The sequence below is a fragment of the Streptomyces sp. NPDC001450 genome, from assembly GCF_053597295.1.
The window spans coordinates 163,842-187,956 of the sequence record NZ_JBSFHY010000017.1; the positions used below are offsets into that span (position 1 = coordinate 163,842).

Below are 24,115 nucleotides of genomic sequence, written 5' to 3' on the forward strand. Positions count from 1 at the left end.
CCGGCCGCCCGGAGGTCAGGAGTGGGACAGCTGCCCGGAGCCGCCCCTTCGGCGTATCCGCTCCTGCTCCCGCAGGGCGGCCCGCTCCTGACGCCGGCGGGCCCGGCGCTCGCGGCGCAGTGACCGGGCCGTGCTGCTGGGCTCGGAGACCACGCCGTTCCGCTGGTTCCACACCTGGCGGGTCACCCACACGTCGACCACGGCCCACGTGGCCACCACCGTGCTGGCCACGCTGCTGATGACCATCGGGAACGCCAGCCAGGACCCGGCCAGTGTGCACAGGAACGCCACCATGGCCTGGATCAGCGTCACCGCGATGATCAGCACCGCGCGCACCGCCGCCGTACGCACCGGGTCGGGCATCCGGCGCCGGCGGGCCGACTCCTCGATCCACAACGGCCGGTGATACAGCTGTTCCTGCCCGCCGGTGGACTCCCTGGCACCCTCAAGCGCCGGAATGTCGCGATCCGGCGCGTCATGCCCGCGCCGCGCCGCCGAGCGCACCGCCACGCTCTCCTTCGACGACTCGCGCCGCTCCGCCGTGCCCATCACCGTGTCACTCCCCACCGCCGGCAGACCGCTCGCCTGGTGTCCGCGGACCCCGACTCCCCAGTGGCTGCCCGGCTTGCGCTGTTTTACGCCGCCGGGGTGCGGGATGCGGCTCCTGTGGCCGATTCCGCCCCCATTTCCCATGGAGAAAGACGAACAACGGCCCCCGAAGATTCCCCACTTGCGAAAAATTTCAGCCAACTGACTGTCCGTGCAGCTTCGACCGGTCCCGCCGCGGGCACCCACATCCTGGGCGCAATCTCCCGCAATACCCGGACAACTCGCCATGTCTCGCCGCCGGTGCGGAAGTTCACCCTCCGGACATGTCTTCGAGTTAGCTGTTGGGCGGTAGTAGGCTCGCGCACGTTTGCTGACGGACATGTGTACCCCCGACCGGTGGGGGTCGAGCTGGGGGAGGCCATGCGCTTTCGCGGGAAGTCGATCCGCCGGAAGATCGTGGCGCTGCTTCTCGTGCCGCTGGTGTCCCTGGCCGCCATCTGGGGCTTCGCCACGGTGCTCACGGGGCGTGAGGTCACTCGGCTCTTCCACGTGTCCGACATCGTCCAGAACGTCGCCTATCCCACCGAGGACACCGTCCGCGGCCTGCAGCAGGAACGCCGTCAGACCCTCGTCTACCTAGCCGACCCGCGAGCGGCCGACGCCCTCACGGCGTTGCACCGCACCCGCACCGCCACCGACCGGGCCGTCGCCGAGATCCGCAGTGGCGCCAAGGACCACGATGTCCGCGACGCCATGGACGCGGATGACGACGACCGCCTCACCACCGTCCTGGACGCCTTCGACAGCCTCGACTCCCTGCGCCGCAGCGTCGAACAGCGCACGGTCAACCGGGCCCAGGCCCTTGACCGCTACAACCGGCTCGTCGACCCCTGCTACACCCTTCTGGACGCCCTCGACGGCATCGACGACGTCGACATGGACAAGCAGGCCCGGGCCCTGGTCAACGTGAACCGCGCCCGCGAACTTCTCTCCCGTGAGGACGCCCTGCTCGGCTCGGCGCTGGTGGTCGGCAGGCTCTCCCACGACGAGAGCCGCGACATCTCCGACCTCGTTGCCCAGCGCACGCTCCTGTACGACATCAGCCTGCCGCTGCTGCCCGCCTCGGAGCGCGAACGGTACGAACGCTTCTGGAAGAACGCCACCACCGCCCCGCTGCGCGTGGCCGAACAGACCGCCATCGGCACCGATTCCGGAACCCCGCGCGGTGTCACGGCCCAGAGCTGGGACTCGGTCGCGGCGAGCGTCCTCGACGAACTCGGCACCCTGGACGACCAGGTCGGCGACCGCTTCCAGGACCGCACAGAGCCCGTGGCCATGGGTGTGATCGTGCAGGCGGCCGTCGCCGGCGTCCTCGGCCTCGTCGCCCTCCTGGTCTCCATCGTCCTGTCCGTGCGTGTCGGCCGCAGTCTCATCCGCGACCTGCGGCAGCTGCGCCTGGAGGCCCACGAGGCGTCCGGTGTGCGGCTGCCCAGCGTGATGCGCAGACTCTCCGCCGGGGAACAGGTCGACGTCGAGACCGAGGTGCCCCGGCTGGAGTACGACAAGAACGAGATCGGCGAGGTCGGCCAGGCCCTCAACACCCTCCAGCGGGCGGCTGTCGAGGCCGCCGTCAAGCAGGCCGAACTGCGGGCCGGTGTCTCCGAGGTTTTCGTCAACCTCGCCCGCCGCAGCCAGGTCCTCCTGCACAAGCAGCTCACCCTGCTCGACACCATGGAGCGCAGGACCGAGGACACCGACGAACTCGCCGACCTGTTCCGCCTGGACCACCTCACCACCCGTATGCGCCGGCACGCCGAGGGCCTGGTGATCCTCTCCGGCGCCGCACCGTCGCGGCAGTGGCGCCGCCCGGTGCAGCTGATGGACATCGTCCGGGCCGCCGTCGCCGAGGTCGAGGACTACGAGCGCATCGAGGTGCGGCGGCTGGCGCGGGTCGCGGTCACCGGTCCCGCCGTCGCCGACGTCACCCACCTCGTGGCCGAACTCCTCGAGAACGCCACGGTCTTCTCGCCGCCGCACACCGCCGTCCAGGTCCTCGGCGAGCGGGTCGCCAACGGCTTCACCCTGGAGATCCACGACCGGGGACTCGGCATGACGGCCGAGGCGCTGCTCGACGCCAACCTCCGGCTCGCCGAGACCCCCGAGTTCGAACTCTCGGACACCGACCGGCTCGGCCTGTTCGTGGTCAGCCGCCTCGCCCAGCGCCAGAACGTCCGCGTCTCCTTGCAGCCGTCCCCCTACGGCGGTACCACCGCCGTCGTGTTCATCCCCGACGCGCTGCTGACCGATGACGTCCCGGACACCAACGGCATCGGCTTCCGCCTCGACCGCCCCTCGAAGGAAGCCGAGCCGGCGGCGAGCCTCACCCCCGCCCGGTTGCAGGCCCCGGTGCAGCTGCCCGGCCTGCCGGCCTCCCTGCTGGACGGCCCGGTCGAGCTGGAGGCTCCCGTGGACCTGGACGCCATCGACGACTTCCCGGGCGCCCTGACCGACGAGGAGAGCGAGCGCGGCGGCCTGTTCCGCCCCCGCCCCCGCGGCCGGGGCGACGACCAGGCAGCCTCCCGGCTGATCGAGCCCCATCAGCACGCCTCCCCGCGCGCCGACGACATCCCGGCCGGCGACCGCTCCGGCGGCCCCGTACCGCTGCCCCGGCGCCGGACGCCGAAGCTGGTCAGCTCGCACGGCAGGCCCGTCACAGAGCAGCGGTCCCGCCGCGGCGAACCGGACGAGCAGCCCGCGGCCGGCCCGCGGCGCTCCGAGACCGGGGGACTGGCTCCCCTGCCCGCGCGCCGCCGCGGTGAGGCGGCCCGGCGCACCGGACTCGCCGACCGCGGCGACGAGCGCACGGCCACCGCGCCCGGCGGCGGGAACCAGACCTCCGAAGCTCCGGCGCTGCCCCGGCGGCCCCGGCCCGCGGCGGCCGCTTCCGGCGGCGGCCCGGACGACGGCGTCCCGCCCACCGGCGGCGCGGGATCCGGGCCGCTGCCCCGGCGCGTACGACAGGCCAACCTGGCCCCGCAGCTGAAGCAGGAAGCCGAACGGCGCCCGGAACGCGCGGCGCAGCCCGCCGACCGCGACGCCGACGAGGTCCGCAGCCGGATGGCCTCGCTCCAGCGGGGCTGGCAGCGCGGCCGTGAGGAGAACGCCGCGGGCGACGCTCGCAACGGCACAGCACCAGGAACGACTAAGGGGGACGGTCGATGACCGCACCGAAGGCCACCGGCCACACGGAGACCAACAAGGGGGAGCTGAACTGGCTCCTTGACGAGCTCGTCGACCGGGTCGCCAGCATCCGCAAGGCCGTCGTGCTCTCCGGCGACGGTCTGCCCACGGGCGTGTCCAAGGACCTGACCAGGGAGGACAGCGAGCACCTGGCCGCGGTCGCGTCCGGCTTCCACAGCCTCGCCAAGGGCGTGGGCCGGCACTTCGAGGCGGGCAGCGTCCGGCAGACCGTGGTCGAGCTCGACGACGCCTTCCTGTTCGTCACCGCCGCCGGGGACGGCAGCTGCCTCGCGGTCCTCTCGGACGCCGACTCCGACGTCGGGCAGGTCGCCTACGAGATGACGCTGCTGGTCAAGCGGGTCGGTGTGCATCTGGGCGCCGCTCCGCGCACCGATCTCCCCGCAGGCGGGTAGTGGGATGACATGAGCGTAGACGGTCAGGGAAGAAGCCACTGGTTCGACGACGAGGCCGGACCGGTCGTCCGTCCGTACGCCATGACGCGCGGCCGCACCACGAGTCCGGCCCAGCACCGCCTCGATCTGATCGCGGTGGTCGTCACCGAACCCCACGCCGGGGATCCGGAGACGGACCCGACGCTCTCCCCGGAGCACGTGGACATCGTCGGGCTCTGCCGTGCGGCACCGCAGTCGCTCGCGGAACTCGCCGCGGAGCTCGACCTGCCCATCGGAGTGGTGCGCGTCCTCATCGGGGACCTCGTGCACGCGGAACTCGTCCATGTGACGCGTCCGGTGCCCCCGGCGGAGCTGCCGGACGAGAGTATTCTGCGCGACGTGATCAACGGCCTCCGGGCGCTGTGACCGGCGCGGAAGCGGAGTAGTGACGTGACAGGCTGGCAGTTCTGGGTCGACCGAGGCGGCACCTTCACCGACATCGTCGCGCGTCGCCCGGACGGCCGCCTGCTCACGCACAAACTGCTGTCCGACAACCCCGCCCGGTACGCGGACGCGGCCGTCGCCGGCGTACGCGCACTGCTCGACGGCTCCCCGGAGCCGATCGACGCCGTCCGCATGGGCACCACGGTCGCCACCAACGCCCTGCTGGAACGCAAGGGCGAACGCACCCTCCTGGTGATCACCCGCGGCTTCCGCGACGCCCTGCGCATCGCCTACCAGAACCGCCCCAGCATCTTCGCCCGCCGCATCGACCTGCCCGAGCTGCTCTACGAACGCGTGATCGAGGTCGACGAACGCATCGCCGCCGACGGCACCGTCCTGCGGGCCCCCGACCTCGACGCCCTCGCGGGCCCCCTCCAGCGGGCCTACGACGACGGGATCCGCGCGGTCGCCGTCGTCTGCCTCCACAGCCATCTCCACCCGGCCCACGAACGCGCCGTCGGCGACCTCGCCGCCCGCACCGGATTCCCGCAGATCTCGCTGTCCAGCGAGACCAGCCCCCTGATGAAACTCGTCCCGCGCGGGGACACCGCCGTCGTCGACGCCTACCTGTCGCCCGTGCTGCACCGCTACATCCGCCACGTCGCCGACGAACTCCGTGGGGTGCGGCTGATGTTCATGCAGTCCAACGGCGGGCTCACCGAGGCGGGGCAGTTCCGCGGCAAGGACGCCATCCTCTCCGGGCCGGCCGGCGGCATCGTCGGCATGGCCCGCATGTCCCAGCGCGCCGGCTTCGACCGCGTCATCGGCTTCGACATGGGCGGCACCTCCACCGACGTCTCGCACTTCGCCGGCGAGTACGAGCGCGTCTTCACCACCCAGATCGCGGGCGTCCGGCTGCGCGCCCCCATGCTGGACATCCACACCGTCGCCGCGGGCGGCGGCTCCGTGCTCCACTTCGACGGCTCCCGCTACCGCGTCGGCCCCGACTCGGCCGGCGCCGACCCCGGCCCCGCCTGCTACCGCGCCGGCGGCCCGCTCACCGTCACCGATGCCAACGTGATGCTCGGCCGCATCCAACCCGCCCACTTCCCCAGGGTGTTCGGCCCGGACGGCGACCAGCCGCTGGACGCCGCCCTGGTCCGGGAACGCTTCACCGCCCTCGCGCGCGAGATCCGCGAGCGGACCGGCGACGACCGCACCCCCGAGCAGGTGGCCGAGGGCTACCTGCAGATCGCCGTCGCCAACATCGCCAACGCCGTGAAGCGAATTTCCGTCCAGAAGGGTCACGACGTCACCCGCTACGCCCTCACCACCTTCGGTGGCGCGGGCGGCCAGCACGCGTGCAGCGTCTCGGACTCGCTCGGCATCCGCACCGTTCTCGTACCCCCCATGGCGGGCCTCCTCTCCGCCCTCGGTATCGGCCTCGCCGACACCACGGCCATGCGCGAACAGTCCGTCGAGGCAGCCCTGGAGGCCGCCTCGATGCCCGGCATCCGCAAGACGGCCGACGATCTGGAGGCCGCCGCGCGCGCCGAACTCCTCGCCGAGGACGTCCCGGAGGACCGCGTCGAGGTCACCCGCCGCGCCCAGCTGCGCTACGACGGCACGGACACCACCCTCACCGTCGCGCTCACCGAGCCCGACACCATGAGGCACGCCTTCGAAGAACGTCATCGCGCCACGTACTCCTTCACCCTCGACCGCCCGATCGTCGTCGAAGCCCTCTCCGTCGAAGCCACCGGCATCACCGCACCCCCCGATCTCTCCGCCCTCGCCCCGTACGAGGGCCACCCCGCCGCCCCCGAGACCGTCCGCCTCCACACCGGCGGCGCCTGGCGCGACGTACCCCTCCACCGCCGGGAGGCCCTTCCGCCCGGCGAAACCGTCACCGGACCCGCGGTCATCACCGAGCCCGGCGCCACGACCGTCGTCGACGACGGCTGGCGGGCCGCTGCGACCGACGACGGGCATCTGCTCATGGAACGCGCGGCGGTTACGCAGAGTTCCGATCTCGGCACAAAAGCCGACCCGGTTCGGCTTGAGGTCTTCAACAACCTCTTCATGTCGATCGCCGAACAGATGGGCGCCCGGCTGGAGTCCACGGCCCAGTCCGTCAACATCAAGGAGCGTCTGGACTTCTCCTGCGCCCTGTTCGACCCGGACGGAAACCTGGTGGCCAACGCGCCCCACATCCCAGTCCACCTGGGCTCCATGGGCACCAGCGTCAAAGAGGTCATCCGCCGCCGCGGCACGTCGATGCGACCCGGTGACACCTACGCCGTCAACGACCCGTACCACGGCGGCACCCACCTGCCCGACGTCACCGTGATCACCCCGGTCTTCGACACCGACTCCGCGATGGACACGGAGAGTGAGCCGAAGATCCTCTTCTACGTCGCCTCCCGCGGCCACCACGCCGAGATCGGCGGCATCGCCCCCGGCTCCATGCCCGCGCACAGCCGCACCATCGAGGAGGAGGGCGTCCTCTTCGACAACTGGCTGCTCGCCGAGAACGGCCGCTTCCGCGAGGAGGAGACCCACCGCCTGCTCGCCGAGGCGCCCTATCCCTCCCGCAACGTCCGCACCAACCTCGCCGACCTGCGCGCCCAGATCGCCGCCAACCGCAAGGGCGTCGACGAAGTCCGCCGCATGATCGAGGAGTTCGGCCTCGACGTCGTACAGGCCTACATGCGGCACGTCCAGGACAACGCGGAGGAAGCGGTCCGCCGGGTCATCGACGCCCTGGACGACGGGGAGTACGCCTACGAGACGGACTCCGGCGCCGTCATCCGCGTCCGCGTGCGCGTCGACCGTGCAGGGCGCCGCGCGACCATCGACTTCACCGGCACCTCCGCGCAGCTCGCCACCAACTTCAACGCCCCCTTCTCGGTGGTCAACGCGGCCGTACTGTACGTCTTCCGCACCCTGGTCGCCGAGGACATCCCGCTCAACGACGGCTGTCTGCGCCCCCTGGACATCGTCGTGCCTCCCGGCTCGATGCTCGCCCCCGAGCCGCCCGCCGCCGTCGTCGCGGGCAACGTCGAGACCTCCCAGGCCATCACGGGCGCCCTGTACGCCGCGCTGGGTGTCCAGGCGGAGGGCTCCGGGACCATGAACAACGTGACCTTCGGCAACGAACGCCACCAGTACTACGAGACGGTCGCCTCCGGATCCGGCGCCGGCGACGGCTTCCCCGGCGCCGACGTCGTACAGACGCACATGACCAACTCAAGGCTCACCGACCCCGAAGTGCTGGAGTGGCGGCTGCCCGTCAGGCTCGAGGAGTTCGCCGTCCGGCGGGGGAGCGGCGGCGCCGGACGCCGGCGCGGCGGGGACGGTGCCGTGCGCCGCATCCGCTTCCTCGAACCCATGACCGTCTCCACGCTCTCCCAGCACCGCCGCGTGCCGCCGTACGGCATGGCGGGCGGCGAGCCCGGCGCGCTCGGCGCCAACCGGGTGGAGCGGGCCGATGGCACGGTCACCGAACTCGGCGGAAGCGGATCGGCGGACGTCGGTCCCGGCGACGTACTCGTCATCGAAACCCCCGGTGGCGGCGGCTACGGCCGACCGTCGCCCGACCACCATCAAGCAGGAGAAGACATCGATGATCCTCGGGCGTACTGAACGCGGCATGCCCCCGGTCGAGCCCGTCACGCTCAAGATCCTGGTGGCCGGCGGCTTCGGCGTGGGCAAGACGACCCTCGTCGGCGCGGTCAGCGAGATCAGGCCGCTGCGCACTGAGGAGTCGCTGACCGAGGCCGGGCGCCCGGTCGACGACATCAGCGGCGTGGAGGGCAAGCACACCACCACCGTGGCCATGGACTTCGGCCGCATCACCCTGCGCGAGGACCTTGTGCTGTACCTGTTCGGAACGCCCGGGCAGGAACGGTTCTGGTTCATGTGGGACGAGCTGTCCGAGGGTGCGCTCGGCGCCGTGGTCCTCGCCGACACGCGCCGCCTGGAGGACTGCTTCGCCGCCGTCGACTACTTCGAGCGGCGCGGCATACCCTTCGTCGTCGGCGTCAACTGCTTCGAGGGCGCGGCCCGATACCCCGCGGACGCCGTCCGCCAGGCCCTCGACCTGGACGACGACGTGCCCGTCCTGCTGACCGACGCCCGCGACCGGGAGTCGGTCAAGGAGGTCCTCATCGGTGTCGTCCAGCATGCGATGGAGTACGCGGCCGAACGCCGCCAGGCCCTCACCACCTGAGCCACGGCACGGCCCGTACCCCCGCCGACCGGGGTACGGGCCGTGGTCCCTGGGCGGGGCCGCAGGCGCGCGTGGCGCGCGCGACTCCTAGGCTTCGTCGTCCTCCAGCCAGCCGAAGCTCTTCTCCACCGCCTTGCGCCAGTTGTGGTACTCGCGGTCGCGCACCGACGCCTCCATCGCCGGCGTCCACTCCGCGTCCTTCTGCCAGTGCGACTTCAGCTCGTCCAGGTCGTTCCACACGCCCGTCGCCAGGCCGGCCGCGTAGGCGGCGCCCAGGCAGGTGGTCTCGGAGACCCGGGGCCGGATCACCGGCACGCCGAGGACGTCCGCCTGGTGCTGCATGAGCAGGTTGTTCTTCGTCATGCCGCCGTCGACCTTCAGGGTCGTGATCCGCACCCCGGAGTCCTGGTACATGGCGTCCACGACCTCCCTCGTCTGCCAGCTCGTCGCCTCCAGCACCGCGCGCGCCAGGTGGGCCTTGGTGACGTACCGGGTCAGCCCGGTGACGACCCCGCGCGCGTCGGATCGCCAGTAGGGAGCGAACAGTCCCGAGAAGGCCGGCACGATGTAGGCGCCGCCGTTGTCCTCGACGCTCGCCGCCAGGGTCTCGATCTCGTCGGCGCTACGGATGATGCCGAGCTGGTCGCGGAACCACTGGACCAGCGCACCCGTTATCGCTATGGACCCCTCCAGGCAGTACACCGGCGCCTCGTCGCCGATCTTGTAGCCCATCGTCGTCAGCAGCCCGCTCTTGGACGGCACCGGCCGGTCACCGGTGTTGAGCAGCAGGAAGCTGCCGGTGCCGTAGGTGTTCTTCGCGGTGCCGACGTCGTAGCAGGCCTGTCCGAACACGGCGGCCTGCTGGTCGCCCAGCGCCGAGGCCACGGGCACTCCGGCGAGCTGGCCGACGGCGGTGCCGTACACCTCGGCGGACGACCTGATCTCGGGCAGGACCGCCCCCGGCACGTTCATCGCGGAGAGGATGGAGGGATCCCACTGGAGAGTCTCCAGGTTCATCAGCATGGTGCGGCCGGCGTTCGTGACGTCGGTGACGTGCCGGCCGCCGTCGGTGCCGCCGGTGAGGTTCCAGATCAGCCAGGAGTCGATGGTGCCGAAAGCGATCTCGCCGCGTTCGGCGCGGTCCCTGAGGCCCGGCACGTTGTCCAGCAGCCAGGCTGCCTTGGGCCCGGAGAAGTAGCTGGCCAGCGGCAGTCCGGTCTGGTCGCGGAAGCGGTCCTGGCCGTCGGCGCCGCCCAGTTCGTTGCACAGCGCAGCGGTACGGGTGTCCTGCCAGACGATCGCGTTGTGCACGGGCTTGCCCGTGGCGCGGTCCCACAGAACCGTGGTCTCCCGCTGGTTCGTGATGCCGAGGGCGCTCAACTGGTCGGCGCGCAGTCCGGCCTTGGCGAGCGCCCCCGCCACCACGGCCTGCACCTTGGACCAGATCTCGGTGGCGTCGTGCTCCACCCAGCCCGGCTTCGGGAAGATCTGGCGGTGCTCGCGCTGGTCCACGGCGACGATCGCGCCGCCGTGGTCGAAGATGATGCAGCGGCTGGACGTGGTGCCCTGGTCGATGGCGGCGACGTACTTCTCGGCGGAATCCGTCATGGCTGTCCCTGGGTCGCTGGGTCGGGTCGCTGGGTCAGAAGGCCACGTTGTAGACGAGGCCCGCGAGTGCCCCGCCGATCAGCGGGCCGACGACCGGGATCCATGCGTAACCCCAGTCGGACGTGCCCTTGTTCGGGATCGGCAGGAAGGTGTGCACGACGCGCGGGCCGAGGTCACGTGCCGGGTTGATGGCGTATCCGGTGGGCCCGCCGAGGGAGAGTCCTATCCCTACGACGAGCAGCGAGACGATCAGCACCGTGATGCCGGACTCGCCGAGCCCCTTCGTCAGCCCGAAGGCGAGGATCGGCAGCACGAGGGCCATCGTCGCGATGATCTCGGTGATGAGGTTGGCGACCGGGTTCCGGATCTCCGGGATGGTCGAGAAGATGCCGAGGGTCGCCACCGGCTCGCCGGCGCTCCCCTCGGCCGTGCCCTCCTTGCGGACGTTGGCCTGGAACTGCGCGAGATACACCAGGTAGGCGAGGGCGGCGCCCAGCATCGCGCCGACGATCTGGCCGAGCAGATAGATCCAGACCTTGCCCCACTTGCCGGTGTCCACGGCGATGCCGATGGTGACCGCGGGATTGAGCTGGCCGCCGGAGAGGGGAGCGGCGGTGTACGCGCCCGCGAGCACGCCGAATCCCCAGCCGAACGCGATGACGACCCACCCGGACGCGCGTGCCTTGGAGTGTCTGAGGGTGACGGCGGCGCAGACACCGGCACCGAACAGGATCAGGATCGCGGTGCCGATGACCTCGCCGACGAAAATGTCTCCGTTGCTCATGGCGGCTCCCTTGGCGCCGGTCCGGGGCGAGCGCCCCGGCCTTCCGTGCAGGAACGGTTCCCTTGGCGACTTCAGCCGAAGGCGGGGAGGGCCCCGCGCCCCGCCCGGCGTCCGTGACGAGCGTTGCCGTCGCAGCCGGATCGCCTCTGGGGGGACGGACCGCAGAGAAGCACAAGGCCCGTGGCGCAGTGCCTGATTACGCCGCGAATGTACGGCGATGTCGGCTGACACCCGGAAGTGTTCACCGGCACCACGGGACCGTCAAGGTTGCTGACGGCAACGGTGACAGCGGTTACCGCGAATCGCACGCCGACGGTTCCCTCCCGCAGGTGGGCACTCAACGGCCGTATGCAGCAGGTCCGTTCATCCGAGGGGCTCGGCCGTCGCGTACCCTGCCTGGGCCGGGGCCGCCCCGGCACCGCGCCGGATCTCGTGTCCGGGCAGCCCCGCGCGCGCGATCACCCAGCTGGTCCCGCGCAGCGCCTTCGCCGCCTTCTTCAGCGGAGCGAGATGGGCGGCGGCCTGCCGGTGGTCGGACACGCTGCCGGGCAGGCACACGACGGTCGCCAGGGACAGCGTGACGGGGCGCCCGCCCGCCGACCAGGGGGCGTCGAGCACCCCGGCGACCAGCGGATCGAGCGCCTCCTCCTCGGCCAGCAGCAGGAAGTCGTCGCCACCGATGTGCCCCACGCGCGCGTGCCGTGCCGCCGCCTGCTCCAGCGCGCGGCCCACCGACCGGATCAGCTCGTCGCCCGCCGCGAAGCCGGCACCGTCGTTGACCTGTTTGAAGTGGTCGATGTCCAGCCAGCTGAGCGCGAACGCCCGCCCGTCGCCGATCCGCCGGTCCACCTCACTCGTGATCGCGTCCGAACCGGGCAGCCGGGTCAGCGGATTGAGCCCCGCCGCCTCCTCCACCCGGGTCTCGGCCAGCGCCCGCACGAGGTCCGCGAGCCGTACGACGCCCACGCACCGGCCGTGGTGGTCGACGACCGCCACGTCGTCCGAGGTGCGGTCGCGGCCGCCGATCGCCACCACGTCCAGCACCTCCCAGGCGGTGGCGTCGACACCCACCGTGCGCGGCGCGTCGCTCAGCTTGAAGGCCGGCCGGTCCGCGTACAGGGCGTGCCCGTACCGGCCGGACATCGACAGCAGAAAACGCGACCGGTGCACCGACCGGACCGGCACCCCGGCCTGGTCCACGAGCAACACCCCGGAGACGTCCGGCGAGCCGGTCAGCAGCGCCCGCACCTGCCCGGCCGAAGCCGTGACCGGCAGGACTGCGGCGGGCCGCACGAACTCCCGTACCGACGGCCCGGGCCCGGGCCTGGGCATGGCCAGGGCGCCGGGAGAGCTGGGCGGAACGTATACGTCCGCCGCCGGGATCCGGGCCGGCGGCGCGAACAGCTCGCCCTGGGCGAGCTGGGCACCAGCCGACAGCGCGACCGCGCACTGCAGTTCGGTCTCCACGCCCTCCACCGCCACCAGCGCGCCCAGCTGCTCGCACAGTGTCCGCATCGCCCGCACCATGGCCGGCCGGGACAGCAGAGAGCCGTCGAGCTTGATCAGGTCGGGAGACAGGTCCGTGAGCAGCCTGAGGGGTACGTCCCCGTCCCCGATGCCGTCCGCGCTGATCCGGAATCCCTGCTCGCGCAGCGAGGCCACCGCCTCCAGCAGAGCCCGCTGCGGCACGTGCGTGTAGGGCGGCACGATGTCGAGGGTCACCTCCCAGGGCATCCGGCCCGCAGCGCGTACGGCGTCGTGCAGCGGGGTGAGGCCGCCGAGGTCGCCGAGCGTGGCCGCGAACACGTTGACGTGCAACGGCAGCAGCGTCTCCTTGTGAGTCGCCGCCCGCAGTGCCAACACGGCCAACCTGCCGTCGAGTTCGGGGTCTCGGCGGGCCTCGGCCAGGATGTCGCCGGTCTCCGGGCGTGCGAGTATCTCCAGTGCGGCGACCGCGCCCGTCCTCAGGTTGACCACTGGCTGGAAGGCGAAGCGGAGAGTATCCGTCCAGGAGTGCACGGGAGCATGATTGCGCTGCCCGGCTATGCCCAGGGGCAGTTCATGAGACGTTCACGCAGGATTCCGGGGTGGTCACACAGCGTGGAAGTCCTCGTGAGTCTCTCCCGTTGCACGACACCCGGGCGGGGCGCCGCTCACCGCACCACGACCACCGACGATCCGTGCCCGAACAACCCCTGGTTCGCCGTGATCCCGACGCGCGCACCGGCGACCTGCCGGTCGCCCGCGGCCCCCCTCAACTGCCAGGTCACCTCACAGACCTGGGCGATCGCCTGGGCTGGTACCGCCTCACCGAAGGAGGCGAGCCCGCCGCTGGTGTTGACGGGGATGCGGCCGTCCGGCGCCGTCGCGCCCTCCCGCAGCAGCTTCGCGCCCTCGCCCTCGCCGCACAGTCCCAGGTCCTCGTACCACTGCAGTTCCAGCGCGGTCGACAGGTCGTACACCTCCGCCAGGGACAGGTCCTCGGGGCCGATGCCCGCCTCCTCGTAGGCGGCTCGGGCGATGGACGCCCGGAAGGTCTCGCCCGGAGCCGGCACCGCCACGGCGGAGTCCGTGGCGATGTCCGGCAGGTCCAGCACCGTGCTCGGGAACCGCGGGGTCACCGTCGACACGGCCCGGATCCGGACCGGCCGCGCCGCACCGTGCCGGCGCGCGAAGTCCAGGCTGCACAGCACCAGCGCGGCGCCGCCGTCGGAGGTGGCGCAGATGTCGAGCAGCCGCAGCGGATCGGCGACCACGGCGGAGGCGGCCACCTCCTCGGCGGTGACCCGCTTGCGGTAGCGCGCGTACGGGTTGAGCGCCCCCAGTGCCGCGTTCTTCACCTTGACCAGCGCGAAGTCCTCCGGGGTGTCACCGTGCACCGCCATCCGCCGGCGCGCGTACAGCCCGAAGTACGTTGGGTTCGTCGCGCCCAGCAGGCGGAAGCGCAGCCAGTCCGGATCGTCGGGCCGGTCCCCGCCCGCCGGCCGGAAGAACCCCTTGGGCGCGGCGTCCGCCCCCACCACGAGCACGACGTCCGCGAGGCCGGCGAGGATCTGCGCCCGCGCCGCCGCGATCGCCTGCGCGCCGGAGGCGCACGCCGCGTACACACTGGCGACCCGGGCTCCCTGCCAGCCCAGGGCCTTGGCGAACGTCGCCCCCGCCACGTATCCCGGATATCCGCCACGCACCGTGTCCGCGCCCACGACCGAGCCGACGTCCGGCCAGCCGAGACCGGCGTCGGCGAGGGCGGCACGGGCCGCCGCCGTCCCGTACTCGACGAAGCTGCGCCCCCACTTGCCCCAGGGATGCATGCCCACGCCGAGCACCACCACGTCCGCCGTCATGCCGTCACCCCCGTCGGCCGCCACTGCCAGGTCGTCCAGGTCGTCTCCGCGTCCTCGTCGAGCACCCCGGGGACGGCCTCCACCTGCATGCCCACCGTCAGATCGGCGACGGTGACCCCGGGAACCGCCTGTCCCAGCACCACGATCCGCTCGGACTCCAGCTCCACCGCGATCAACGCGTACGGCTCCCACGGAAGTTCCGGATCGCTCACATAGGGTGACGGAGGACGATACCGGCTGTCGGTGTACGACCAGATGCGACCCGTTCGTGACAGAGGGACCTCCTCCAGGGCGGTGCCGCCCGCGCAGTGCGGATTGCGGCAGTGGACGTCCTCGCGTGGAAAGAAGACCGAGGCGCAGGACGTGCAGCGGGTGCCCAGGAGCCGGAAGTCGCCGCCCTCGCCGGTGAACCAGTCGGAGACCGCGGGTGTGCGGGTGCGTGTCAATGTTCCTCCCGGCGCCGTAATCTGACGATGCGTCAGGAGTCTGCCACGGGTATCAGGAAATGGGCAGGCGTCCCGGCGAACCGGACGGCCCCTTCCGGCGTCGTGGTATCAGGAGGTGCGGCCGGGGCCGACGGGGGTGGTCCCGGCCGCCCCTCCTGATCCAGCCGCCACCCTGCTCGCCGCTGGCGGAACACGTCCTTCCTCTGATCGGATACAGTCCGCGCGTGTCCGAAATTCAGCACGCAACTGCCAACTCCGCGCCGGACTCCCACTGTTCGAGCTGCGGAGCGCCCTATGGAGAGGGCGTCTCCGGTTGGCCGCGCACCTGCCCGTCCTGCGGGACCGTCGCCTATCGCAATCCCCTGCCGGTCGCGATCGCGCTCCAGCCCGTGTACGACACCAAGGGCACCGCCCTGGTCGTCGTCACCCGCACCATCGCCCCCGCGCGCGGAGGCACGGCGCTGCCCGGCGGCTACATCGACGACCGGGAGGACTGGAGGCACGCCGTCGTCCGCGAGCTCAAGGAGGAGACGGGCATCGACGCGGCCGTCCGCGACGTGCGCCTCGTGGACGCCATGAGCTCACCCGACGGGCATCTGCTGCTGTTCGGACTTCTCCCGGAACGCCCGGCCGAAGGGCTGCCGCCCTCCGACGCCACGGACGAGACCGAGGGCTGGCACCTGCTGCGCAGGCCCGAGGAACTCGCCTTCCCGCTGCACACGGTGGCCGTGCGGGCGTGGTTCGAGGGCCGCTACATCTGAGCGGACCGCTCAGCCGAGGCCCCGAACACGCACCGGGTGGGACGGCTCACCGGCGCCGTCCTCCCGCTCCCGGGTGACGACCACCCGCCGGCCCTGCCAGCGGGCGGCGTAGCGCTCCGGCTCCGGCTCGTCCCACCCGTCGCCCGCGTCCGGCACGACCAGTCCGCCCCCGGTCCGTCCCCGGGCGGGCGCCCAGACCTCCAGCTCGAGCCCGCCGTCCTCGCCGCGCACGGGAAGAACCGCACCCGCGCGCGCGAGCACCGGAATCCGCGACAGCGGCGCGTCGACCAGAATCTGCGCCGGACCCTCGTACGCCTCCTCCGTCACCGTGTCGTACCAGCGGCCCCGCGGCAGCTGCACCGCACGCCGGTCAGCCCCCGGGTCCAGCACGGGCGCCACCAGGAGGCCGTCGCCCAGCAGGAACGCGTCCTCGCAGTCGCGCAGCGCGCGGTCCTCCGGCGCCCCCCACCACAGCGGCCGCACATAGGGCGCGCCGGTGCGCCGGGCCAGGTGGGCCAGCGTCATGAAGTACGGCAGCAGGCGCCGGCGTTCGAGCAGCGCCACGCGCGCGTGCTCCAGCACCTCGGGGCCGAACTCCCAGGGCTCCCTGCGCCCCGCCTGCAGACTCGCGTGCGTACGGAACAACGGCAGGTACGCGCCGAGCTGGAACCACCGCAGATACAGCTCCGGCGACGGAGACCCGTCGAAGCCGCCGACGTCCGGCCCCGAGTACGGCACCCCGCACAGGCCGAGCCCCAGCACCAGCGACAGAGAGGCCCGCAGCCCCGGCCAGCCCGTCGCCACGTCTCCGGACCAGGTGCCCCCGTAGCGGTGCATGCCCGCCCAGCCGGACCGCGAGAACAGGAACGGCCGCTCCTGGGGCGACAGTTCGCGCAGCGCCTCGTAGCCCGCTCTGGCCATGCACAGCGCGTACACGTTGTGGGCCTCCCGGTGGTCGCCGCCGCGGCCCTCCAGGGCGTGGCGGGCCGAACGCGGCAGTGTCGACTCACCGAAGGCGTTGAACGACGTCGGCTCGTTCATGTCGTGCCAGAACCCCGCGAAGCCCTGTCCCAGCCGCTCCTCGTACAGCCCGCCCCACCACTTGCGCACGCGCTCGTGCGTGAAGTCCGGGAAGACCGACTCGCCGGCCCACACCTCACCCCGTACCGTCCGCCCCGAGGCGTCCCGCACGAACGCGTCCATCGCCGTCCCACTGTCGTAGACGGCGTTGCCCGGCGCGGCCTTCACCGCCGGGTCGACGATCGACACCAGCCGGATCCCTTCCCGGCGCAGCTCCTCCGCGAGCCCCGGAAGCTTCGGGAAGCGCTCCTGGTCGACGGTGAACACCTGGTGGTCCGCGTAGTGGTCGATGTCCAGGTGGACGGCGTCCAGCGGCAGACCGCGCTCCTGGTAGCCCGCGACGATCCGGCGCACCTCCTGCTCGCTGCCGAAGCCCCAGCGCGCGTGATGATGGCCGAGCGCCCACGCGGGCGGCAGCGCCGGCGCCCCGGTCAGCGAGGCCCAGGTGTGCAGCACGCGCGCGGGGGTCCCCACCATCACCCAGCCGCGCAGCGGACCGCCGTCCATCCGCAGCTCACAGCGCCCCACGCGGTCGTGCCCGGACCCCGCGCCCTCCTCGCCCTCCCGCAAGGTCACCGTGCCGTCCCAGGAGGTGTCGTGGAACACCAGATGGGCAGCTGCGTCGGCCACCACGAGCTGCACCGGCATGGTCAGGTAGAGCGGATCGTCCCCGGGGCCGAACGCCCGGCCCGGGTCGGTGTTCCACAGCTGGTACGTGCCGTCCCGCAGCCGCGGACCCGCAGCGCGCCCGCCCAGGCCGAAGAAGCGGGCGTCCGCGGCCACCTCGGACCGCTGCATCCACCGCGCCGTGCCCCCGTCGACCGGCTCCCACCAGCGCGGCGGTATGTCCCGCCGCAGCACCACACCGCCGGGCGTGCACACCTCCAGCGCGCCGTGGCGGGAGACGACGACCGTCACCCGCTCGGCCACCACCCGCCAGCCGCCGTCCTTGTCCGGTTCCAGCACCACCCGCGGATCCGGCTCGGGACAACTCCCGGCGAGCGCGTACGACGGCTCCGGACCCGCCCCGTCCCAGCCCCAGAAGACGGCCCCGTTGACCGCGACGGTGATCCGCAGCTCGGACCGGCTGAACCGGATCAGACCGCCCCCGGGCCCCGGCTCCACATCCTGTACCTGCCCCGGCACCCGCGCGCGCTCGGCACCGCGCGGCGGCAGCCCTGCGGCATCGATACGCCTCCTGCGCCATGCGGCCCGCACGGTACGCAATCCCTGTGCCGCCCTCCCCGAACCGACCACACTCACCGAACGCACCAGGTCACGACCGTCCATGCTGCTCACCCTGCCACTGACCGCCCCACGCGCGCGTGTCGTTCAACTGCCGTTCACCCGTGCCGGGACCACATCTTCACGACACGGACTATGTGGGGCGCACCCTGGTGCAGAAGTCGATCACATGGCATCGTCCCTGTCAGCCGTGTCACGCGCACACCCCAGCCCGTGCGCGGACCGACGCACACGACGCGCACAGCCCGGGAGCCGCCCCATGTCGACAGCGAACCTCCAGCCGCTCTGGCAGCCCGATCCCGAGCGGATCGCCCAGGCGCGCATCACCAAGTTCCAGGCATGGGCCGCCGAGCACCACGGTGCCCCGGCCGAGGGAGGCTACCCGGCACTGCACCGGTGGTCCGTCGAACAACTGGACACCTTCTGGAAAGCCGTGACGGAGTGGTTCGACGTCCGCTTCTCGACCCCCTACGCGCGCGTCCTGGGCGACCGCTCGATGCCGGGCGCCCAGTGGTTCCCCGGAGCCACTCTCAACTACGCCGAGCACGCCCTGCGCGCGGCCGCCGACCGAGCCGACGAGCCCGCCCTCCTGTACGTCGACGAGACCCACGAACCGAGCCCGGTGACCTGGTCCGAGCTGCGCCGCCAGGTGGGCTCACTCGCCGCCGAACTCCGCGCCCTCGGCGTCCGCCCCGGCGACCGCGTCAGCGGCTACCTCCCGAACATCCCCCAGGCCGTCGTCGCGCTCCTCGCCACGGCCGCCGTGGGCGGCGTTTGGACCTCCTGCGCCCCCGACTTCGGCGCCCGCAGCGTCCTCGACCGCTTCCAGCAGGTCGAACCGGTCGTACTGTTCACCGTCGACGGGTACCGCTACGGCGGCAAGGAACACGACCGCCGTGAGATCGTCGCCGAGCTGCGCCGCGAGCTGCCCACGCTGCGCGCCGTCGTCCACATCCCGCTCCTCGGCACCGAGGCACCCGAGGGCGCCCTGGAGTGGTCGGCGCTGACGGCCGCCGACACCGAACCCGACTTCGAACAGGTCCCCTTCGACCACCCCCTGTGGGTGCTGTACTCCTCCGGCACGACCGGCCTGCCCAAGGCCATCGTCCAGTCCCAGGGCGGCATCCTCGTCGAGCACCTCAAGCAGCTCGGCCTGCACTGCGACCTCGGCCCCGAGGACCGTTTCTTCTGGTACACCTCGACCGGCTGGATGATGTGGAACTTCCTCGTCTCCGGCCTGCTCACGGGCACGACGATCGTCCTGTACGACGGCAGCCCCGGCTACCCGGACACCGGAGCCCAGTGGCGCGTCGCCGAACGCACCGGAGCCACCCTCTACGGCACCTCGGCCGCCTACGTCATGGCATGCCGCAAGGCGGACGTGCACCCCTCGCGCGACTTCGACCTCTCCCGGGTACAGTGCGTCGCCACCACCGGCTCCCCCCTGCCGCCCGACGGATTCCGCTGGCTGCACGACGAGGTCCGCGAGGACCTGTGGATCGCCTCCGTCAGTGGCGGCACGGACGTCTGCTCCTGCTTCGCCGGAGCCGTACCGACCCTGCCGGTGTACATCGGCGAACTCCAGGCGCCCGGCCTCGGCACCGACCTGCAGTCCTGGGACCCGAGCGGCAAGCCCCTCGTCGACGAGGTGGGCGAGCTGGTCGTCACCAACCCCATGCCCTCGATGCCGATCCACTTCTGGAACGACCCCGACGGCAGCCGCTACCACGACAGCTACTTCGACACCTACCCGGGCGTCTGGCGCCACGGCGACTGGATCACCGTGACCTCGCGCGGCTCCGTGATCATCCACGGCCGCTCCGACTCCACCCTCAACCGGCAGGGCGTGCGCATGGGCTCGGCCGACATCTACGAGGTGGTCGAACGCCTGCCCGAGATCAAGGAGTCCCTCGTCATCGGGATCGAACAGCCCGACGGGGGCTACTGGATGCCCCTCTTCGTGCACCTGGTGCCCGGCGCCGTCCTGGACGAGGCACTTCTGAACCGCATCAAGCAGGCCATCCGCGAACAGCTCTCGCCACGCCACGTGCCCGACGAGATCATCGAGGTCCCGGGCGTTCCGCACACCCTCACCGGGAAGCGCATCGAGGTCCCGGTCAAGCGCCTTCTCCAGGGCACGCCCCTGGAAAAGGCCGTCAACCCCGGGTCCATCGACAACCTCGCCCTGCTGGGCTTCTACGAGGAACTGGCCCGCAAGCGCGCCTGACCCGCCGGCGCCTCACCCTCCACGGCTGGCCTCGGATTCGCCGAAAACGGCGACAAAGTCCCAGGCCAGCTGCGCCCCCTCACCCTGACCTGCGCAAATCCAGTGCCGCCTGGTCCGCGACCGCCTCCAGCAGGACCGTTGTCAGTGCCGCCGGTTACTGTGAGTGAGCATTGATCGACTGCGCATTGGGGGAAACATGGCGCACACCGACCACCAGACCATGCGACGCGTCCTGCGCCGCGAAATCGCCGGCACCATCGGCCTGCTCACCGACGACCACGACTTCCACGCCATGCGGCGCTACCGCAGCTTCGCCTTCGACGACCACACCACCTACCTCCAGCAGGTGGAAGCCCTCCTGAAAAGCCGCGCGGCACAGGGCAGCCACACCACACTGGCCCTCTTCGACCCCGAGGAGTACGCCGAATTCTGCGCCGGCATGGGCCTCGACCCGGAAGCCCCGGCCAGCCGCACCCGCTTCACCGCCGAACTCGCGGCCACCGGCCCCACCATCCCCTACGACGGCAGCCCCCTCGCCACCCTCGTGCCCGCCCTCGTCGACGAAGCCGTACGACAGGCCACCTGGGAGTACGCCACCACCCTCCTGACCCGCCTCGGCCCCTGCCGCACCTGCGGCGAGGACATCGGCCGCGCCGCCTTCACCCGCGCCTCCGACCTCCTCGCCCGCATCCTCGACACCGCCCGGCCCGGCGACCGGCACCTCGTCTGCAGCGTCTTTGGAGCACCGGAAACACTCGTCTCCGTCCTCCACGCCGACGAGAACACCGACGGCACCACCGAACTCGACGAGGCCGAAGCCCTCGAATTCACCAGCGTCCTCGCCCTGGGCCTCGCCACCGACAGCCCCGGCGGACTCGTCATGCGTATCACCACCGCCGACACGGCCGACCGCGTCTATGGCTGGCGGCTGCGCGGCGGCGGACTCGAACCACTCACCGCGTCCGAGGTCTTCGACGCCTACTGCACCGACGTCGAATCCGGCGACCTCATCTCCCCCGAGCCAGGCGTCGACTACTGCACACCACCCCACCTCGGAGGAGAGAGCACGGCACAGGGACACCGCCACTGAACGGGCCAGGGGCGCCCCACCCGAAGGCGGGACGCCCCTGAACCCGACACACACCGAGCGGCCGGCCGGACTACTCGCCGGACAGCACCGCCTGAGCCGCACTGCGCGCCTCGTCGGCACTGTCCGCCGCACGCGCGGCCGCGGCGGCCCGCTCGCACTGGGCCAGCGTGTACTTCGCCAGCGTCGCCCGGACATAAGGAATCGACGCCGCACCCATGGACAGTGAGGTGACACCCAGCCCCGTCAGCACACAGGCAAGCAGCGGGTCGGACGCGGCCTCCCCGCACACACCGCAGCTCTTGCCCTCGGCCTTGGCCGCCTCGGCGGACAGCGCGACCAGGTCGAGCAGCGCGGGCTGCCACGGGTCCTGGAGCCGGGACACCGCACCCACCTGCCGGTCCGCCGCGAACGTGTACTGCGCGAGGTCGTTGGTCCCCAGCGACAGGAACTCGACCTCCTGCAGGATCGAACGCGCCCGCAGCGCGGCCGACGGGATCTCCACCATCGCGCCGAACTTGGCCCGCAGCCCCGCCTCCCGGCAGGCGTCCGCGAACGCCTTGGCGTCCGCTCGGTCCGCCACCATGGGAGCCATGACCTCAAGGTAGACGGGAAGCCCCTCCGCCGCCTCCGCCAGCGCGGTCAGCTGCGTACGCAGGATCTCGGGGTGGTCCAGCAGCGTCCGCAGACCCCGCACGCCCAGGGCCGGGTTCGGCTCGTCCGCGGGCGTCAGGAAGTCCAGGGGCTTGTCGGCGCCCGCGTCCAGCACGCGCACGACGACACGACCCTCGGGGAACGCCTCCAGCACCTGCCGGTAGGCCTCGACCTGCTTCTGCTCGGACGGCGCGTTCTTGCTGTCGTCCAGGAACAGGAACTCGGTACGGAACAGACCGACACCCTCGGCCCCGGCCTCCACGGCCGCCGGCACGTCCGCCGGTCCGCCGACGTTGGCCAGCAGCGGCATCTTGTGCCCGTCGGCCGTGGCACCCGGGCCGGTCGAAGCGGCCAGCGCGGCCTTGCGCTCCGCAGCCGCGGCCTCCAGCTGTGCCTTCTTCTCCTCGCTCGGGTTCACGAAGATGTCGCCGGTGCTGCCGTCGACCGCGATCACCGTGCCCTCGGCCAGCTCACCGGCACCCGGCAGCGCCACGACGGCCGGAACCCCCAGCGCCCGCGCCAGGATCGCGCTGTGACTGGTCGGCCCGCCCTCCTCGGTCACGAAACCGAGCACGAGCGTCGGGTCCAGCAGCGCGGTGTCGGCGGGAGCCAGATCGCGCGCCACGAGCACATAGGGCTCGTCACTGTCCGGGACACCCGGCATGGGAACGCCCAGCAGCCGGGCGACGATACGATTCCGCACGTCGTCGAGGTCGGCCACGCGCCCGGCGAGGTACTCGCCGGCACCGGCGAGCAGCTCGCGGTACGCGGCGAAGGCGTCGTACACCGCACGCTCCGCCGTGCTGCCGACGGCAATCCGCCGGTCCACGTCCGCCATCAGCTCGGGGTCCTGCGCCATCATGGCCTGCGCCTCGAGCACGGCCTGGGCTTCGCCCCCCGCCAGATTGCCGCGCGCCATCAGGTCCGCCGCCACAGCGTCCACGGCCTGGCGCGCCCGCCCCTGTTCGCGCTCCGCCTCCTCCGCCGGGATCTGCTTGGCCGGCGGCTCGAGCACCGCCGTTCCCATGTGCCGAACCTCGCCGATCGCCACACCGTGGCTCACGCCGACGCCTCGCAGCGTTGTCTCCATCTCACCCGTCTCCGATAGTGCGGCGGGTCCCGCCGCCGCGGTGGTTGTCCGGTACGCCGTCCTGCGACGGCACTGTCGTCAGTTCCAGGAGAAGAGGCTGTCGCCGGCCTTCACGTCGCCGCCGTCACGCAGGTCGGTGAGGGACTCGGCGGTGGCCTCGAGCGCCACGACAGGGCACACCGGCGACTTGCCGGCGGCCTCGACCGCGGCCGGGTTCCAGCGCACGATGCCCTGACCACGCGTCACGGTGTCGCCCTTGTTGACGAGCAGCTCGAAACCCTCGCCGTTGAGCTGGACAGTGTCGATACCGAGGTGGGTGAGCACGCCGTGCCCGCTCTCGTCGACCACCACGAAGGCGTGCGGGTGCAGGGAGACGATGACGCCGTCCACGGGCGCCACGGCCTCGGAGGGCTCACGCACGGGGTCGATCGCGGTGCCCGGGCCGACCATGGCCCCGGAGAAGACCGGATCCGGCACGGCGGCCAGTCCGATGGCACGTCCAACAAGAGGGGACGTCACGGTGGTCATGGGAAGCCTCCCAGGAGTGGAGCTGCGTACGGGCCGTCACTGCCTGTCCCGGACGGCACTGAGCAGCAGCGTATGTCATATGAAGTGGCCGTTCCGTATGGAAGCTATCAGGTAGTGGTCTAGACCACCAGCCCAGTCGATTTGCATGCGCTTCCACGGCCCGTGTACAGTCGTACTCCTGCTTGAGGGAGAGCGACGCGAAAGCGCCTCCGTTAAGTAGCACCCAAACTCGTCGGATCCCATCTCGGGGTCACCTTCTGCATGCCTGCAGGAGAGTGGTCAGAGAGACGGAAAAACCCTGATAGAGTTTGAAACACCGAAGGGAAGCCCGGAGGAAAGCCCGAGAGGGTGAGTACAAAGGAAGCGACCGTTCCTTGAGAACTCAACAGCGTGCCAAAAATCAAC

General features: G+C 71.6%; 18 protein-coding genes. 8 read left to right on the top strand and 10 right to left on the bottom strand.

From position 1 onward, the window contains the following. Positions 1-15 precede the first annotated feature (15 nt). Positions 16-549 carry a hypothetical protein gene (locus ACWC5O_RS20805; protein ID WP_450588851.1) on the bottom strand — a complete coding sequence of 178 codons (534 nt, stop codon included), beginning with the start codon at positions 547-549 and terminating at the stop codon, positions 16-18. Positions 550-969: 420 nt separating this feature from the next. Between ACWC5O_RS20805 and ACWC5O_RS20810 the strand changes: the two genes are divergently transcribed. Genes ACWC5O_RS20810 through ACWC5O_RS20830 form a run of 5 tightly spaced genes read left to right on the top strand, consistent with a single transcriptional unit; the run spans position 970 to position 8,856 of the window. Then, on the top strand, positions 970-3,771 hold the full coding sequence (locus ACWC5O_RS20810; RefSeq protein WP_450588853.1) for a nitrate- and nitrite sensing domain-containing protein: 2,802 nt from the start codon (positions 970-972) through the stop codon (positions 3,769-3,771). Beyond that, the gene (locus ACWC5O_RS20815) at positions 3,768-4,202 is read left to right on the top strand and encodes a roadblock/LC7 domain-containing protein (protein WP_094220789.1); all 435 of its coding nucleotides are present in this window, start codon (positions 3,768-3,770) and stop codon (positions 4,200-4,202) included. Before ACWC5O_RS20810 ends, ACWC5O_RS20815 begins: the two co-directional genes overlap by 4 nt. A 9-nt stretch (positions 4,203-4,211) precedes the next feature. Continuing rightward, on the top strand, positions 4,212-4,607 hold the full coding sequence (locus ACWC5O_RS20820) for a DUF742 domain-containing protein (RefSeq protein ID WP_450588827.1): 396 nt from the start codon (positions 4,212-4,214) through the stop codon (positions 4,605-4,607). 24 nt (positions 4,608-4,631) lie between these two features. Then, the gene (locus ACWC5O_RS20825; protein WP_450588829.1) at positions 4,632-8,270 is read left to right on the top strand and encodes a hydantoinase B/oxoprolinase family protein; all 3,639 of its coding nucleotides are present in this window, start codon (positions 4,632-4,634) and stop codon (positions 8,268-8,270) included. Then, positions 8,251-8,856 carry a GTP-binding protein gene (locus ACWC5O_RS20830; RefSeq protein ID WP_450588830.1) on the top strand — a complete coding sequence of 202 codons (606 nt, stop codon included), beginning with the start codon at positions 8,251-8,253 and terminating at the stop codon, positions 8,854-8,856. The genes ACWC5O_RS20825 and ACWC5O_RS20830 overlap by 20 nt, the downstream gene beginning before the upstream one ends. 87 nt (positions 8,857-8,943) lie before the next feature. On the opposite strand, the gene glpK is transcribed toward ACWC5O_RS20830, so the two are convergent. The 5 genes from glpK to ACWC5O_RS20855 all read right to left on the bottom strand — a co-directional run bounded on the left by glpK (position 8,944) and on the right by ACWC5O_RS20855 (position 15,038). Next, positions 8,944-10,464 carry a glycerol kinase GlpK gene (glpK, locus tag ACWC5O_RS20835; protein WP_450588831.1) on the bottom strand — a complete coding sequence of 507 codons (1,521 nt, stop codon included), beginning with the start codon at positions 10,462-10,464 and terminating at the stop codon, positions 8,944-8,946. Positions 10,465-10,498: 34 nt separating this feature from the next. Beyond that, complete coding sequence (locus tag ACWC5O_RS20840) at positions 10,499-11,248, bottom strand: MIP/aquaporin family protein (protein WP_450588833.1); 750 nt, start codon at positions 11,246-11,248, stop codon at positions 10,499-10,501. Positions 11,249-11,611: 363 nt separating this feature from the next. After that, positions 11,612-13,267, bottom strand: a complete 1,656-nt coding sequence (locus ACWC5O_RS20845; protein WP_450588834.1) for an EAL domain-containing protein — start codon at positions 13,265-13,267, stop codon at positions 11,612-11,614. A gap of 134 nt (positions 13,268-13,401) precedes the next feature. Beyond that, positions 13,402-14,592, bottom strand: a complete 1,191-nt coding sequence (locus tag ACWC5O_RS20850) for a lipid-transfer protein (RefSeq protein ID WP_450588836.1) — start codon at positions 14,590-14,592, stop codon at positions 13,402-13,404. Further along, positions 14,589-15,038: a Zn-ribbon domain-containing OB-fold protein gene (locus ACWC5O_RS20855; RefSeq protein WP_450588838.1), complete on the bottom strand. Its 450-nt coding sequence runs from the start codon at positions 15,036-15,038 to the stop codon at positions 14,589-14,591. The genes ACWC5O_RS20850 and ACWC5O_RS20855 overlap by 4 nt, the downstream gene beginning before the upstream one ends. Before the next feature lie 224 nt (positions 15,039-15,262). On the opposite strand from ACWC5O_RS20855, the gene ACWC5O_RS20860 reads away from it, so the two are divergent. Continuing rightward, a complete protein-coding gene (locus tag ACWC5O_RS20860; RefSeq protein ID WP_450588839.1) occupies positions 15,263-15,799 on the top strand; it encodes an NUDIX domain-containing protein in 537 nt (178 codons plus the stop codon). A gap of 9 nt (positions 15,800-15,808) precedes the next feature. Here the strand turns inward: ACWC5O_RS20860 and ACWC5O_RS20865 are convergent, their stop codons facing one another. Continuing rightward, positions 15,809-18,169: a glycoside hydrolase family 31 protein gene (locus ACWC5O_RS20865; protein ID WP_450588841.1), complete on the bottom strand. Its 2,361-nt coding sequence runs from the start codon at positions 18,167-18,169 to the stop codon at positions 15,809-15,811. Between the two features lie 214 nt (positions 18,170-18,383). Between ACWC5O_RS20865 and ACWC5O_RS20870 the strand changes: the two genes are divergently transcribed. Together ACWC5O_RS20870 and ACWC5O_RS20875 are read left to right on the top strand one after the other, a co-directional pair. After that, positions 18,384-20,351, top strand: a complete 1,968-nt coding sequence (locus ACWC5O_RS20870; protein ID WP_450588842.1) for an acetoacetate--CoA ligase — start codon at positions 18,384-18,386, stop codon at positions 20,349-20,351. Between the two features lie 196 nt (positions 20,352-20,547). Further along, the gene (locus tag ACWC5O_RS20875) at positions 20,548-21,441 is read left to right on the top strand and encodes a hypothetical protein (protein ID WP_450588843.1); all 894 of its coding nucleotides are present in this window, start codon (positions 20,548-20,550) and stop codon (positions 21,439-21,441) included. A 70-nt stretch (positions 21,442-21,511) separates the two neighbouring features. Here the strand turns inward: ACWC5O_RS20875 and ptsP are convergent, their stop codons facing one another. From ptsP to ACWC5O_RS20890, 3 genes are all read right to left on the bottom strand, one after another. Next, entirely contained in the window at positions 21,512-23,182 is a 1,671-nt protein-coding gene (ptsP, locus tag ACWC5O_RS20880) for a phosphoenolpyruvate--protein phosphotransferase (protein ID WP_450588845.1), read from the bottom strand. Between the two features lie 78 nt (positions 23,183-23,260). Continuing rightward, the gene (locus ACWC5O_RS20885; RefSeq protein WP_450588846.1) at positions 23,261-23,710 is read right to left on the bottom strand and encodes a PTS sugar transporter subunit IIA; all 450 of its coding nucleotides are present in this window, start codon (positions 23,708-23,710) and stop codon (positions 23,261-23,263) included. A 212-nt stretch (positions 23,711-23,922) separates the two neighbouring features. Continuing rightward, a partial coding sequence (locus ACWC5O_RS20890) for a hypothetical protein (RefSeq protein ID WP_450781036.1) occupies positions 23,923-24,115 on the bottom strand: 193 nt, incomplete at its 5' end.

What these genes read in the sequence shown, in the direction of transcription:
- ACWC5O_RS20810 (WP_450588853.1), top strand. Translation starts at nt 970, where the DNA reads ATGCGCTTTCGCGGGAAGTCGATCCGCCGGAAGATCGTGGCGCTGCTT.
- ACWC5O_RS20850 (WP_450588836.1), bottom strand. Translation starts at nt 14,592, where the DNA reads ATGACGGCGGACGTGGTGGTGCTCGGCGTGGGCATGCATCCCTGGGGC.
- ACWC5O_RS20885 (WP_450588846.1), bottom strand. Translation starts at nt 23,710, where the DNA reads ATGACCACCGTGACGTCCCCTCTTGTTGGACGTGCCATCGGACTGGCC.
- ACWC5O_RS20840 (WP_450588833.1), bottom strand. Translation starts at nt 11,248, where the DNA reads ATGAGCAACGGAGACATTTTCGTCGGCGAGGTCATCGGCACCGCGATC.
- ACWC5O_RS20875 (WP_450588843.1), top strand. Translation starts at nt 20,548, where the DNA reads ATGGCGCACACCGACCACCAGACCATGCGACGCGTCCTGCGCCGCGAA.
- ACWC5O_RS20820 (WP_450588827.1), top strand. Translation starts at nt 4,212, where the DNA reads ATGAGCGTAGACGGTCAGGGAAGAAGCCACTGGTTCGACGACGAGGCC.
- glpK (WP_450588831.1), bottom strand. Translation starts at nt 10,464, where the DNA reads ATGACGGATTCCGCCGAGAAGTACGTCGCCGCCATCGACCAGGGCACC.
- ACWC5O_RS20870 (WP_450588842.1), top strand. Translation starts at nt 18,384, where the DNA reads ATGTCGACAGCGAACCTCCAGCCGCTCTGGCAGCCCGATCCCGAGCGG.
- ACWC5O_RS20815 (WP_094220789.1), top strand. Translation starts at nt 3,768, where the DNA reads ATGACCGCACCGAAGGCCACCGGCCACACGGAGACCAACAAGGGGGAG.
- ACWC5O_RS20830 (WP_450588830.1), top strand. Translation starts at nt 8,251, where the DNA reads ATGATCCTCGGGCGTACTGAACGCGGCATGCCCCCGGTCGAGCCCGTC.
- ACWC5O_RS20805 (WP_450588851.1), bottom strand. Translation starts at nt 549, where the DNA reads ATGGGCACGGCGGAGCGGCGCGAGTCGTCGAAGGAGAGCGTGGCGGTG.
- ptsP (WP_450588845.1), bottom strand. Translation starts at nt 23,182, where the DNA reads ATGGAGACAACGCTGCGAGGCGTCGGCGTGAGCCACGGTGTGGCGATC.
- ACWC5O_RS20865 (WP_450588841.1), bottom strand. Translation starts at nt 18,169, where the DNA reads ATGGACGGTCGTGACCTGGTGCGTTCGGTGAGTGTGGTCGGTTCGGGG.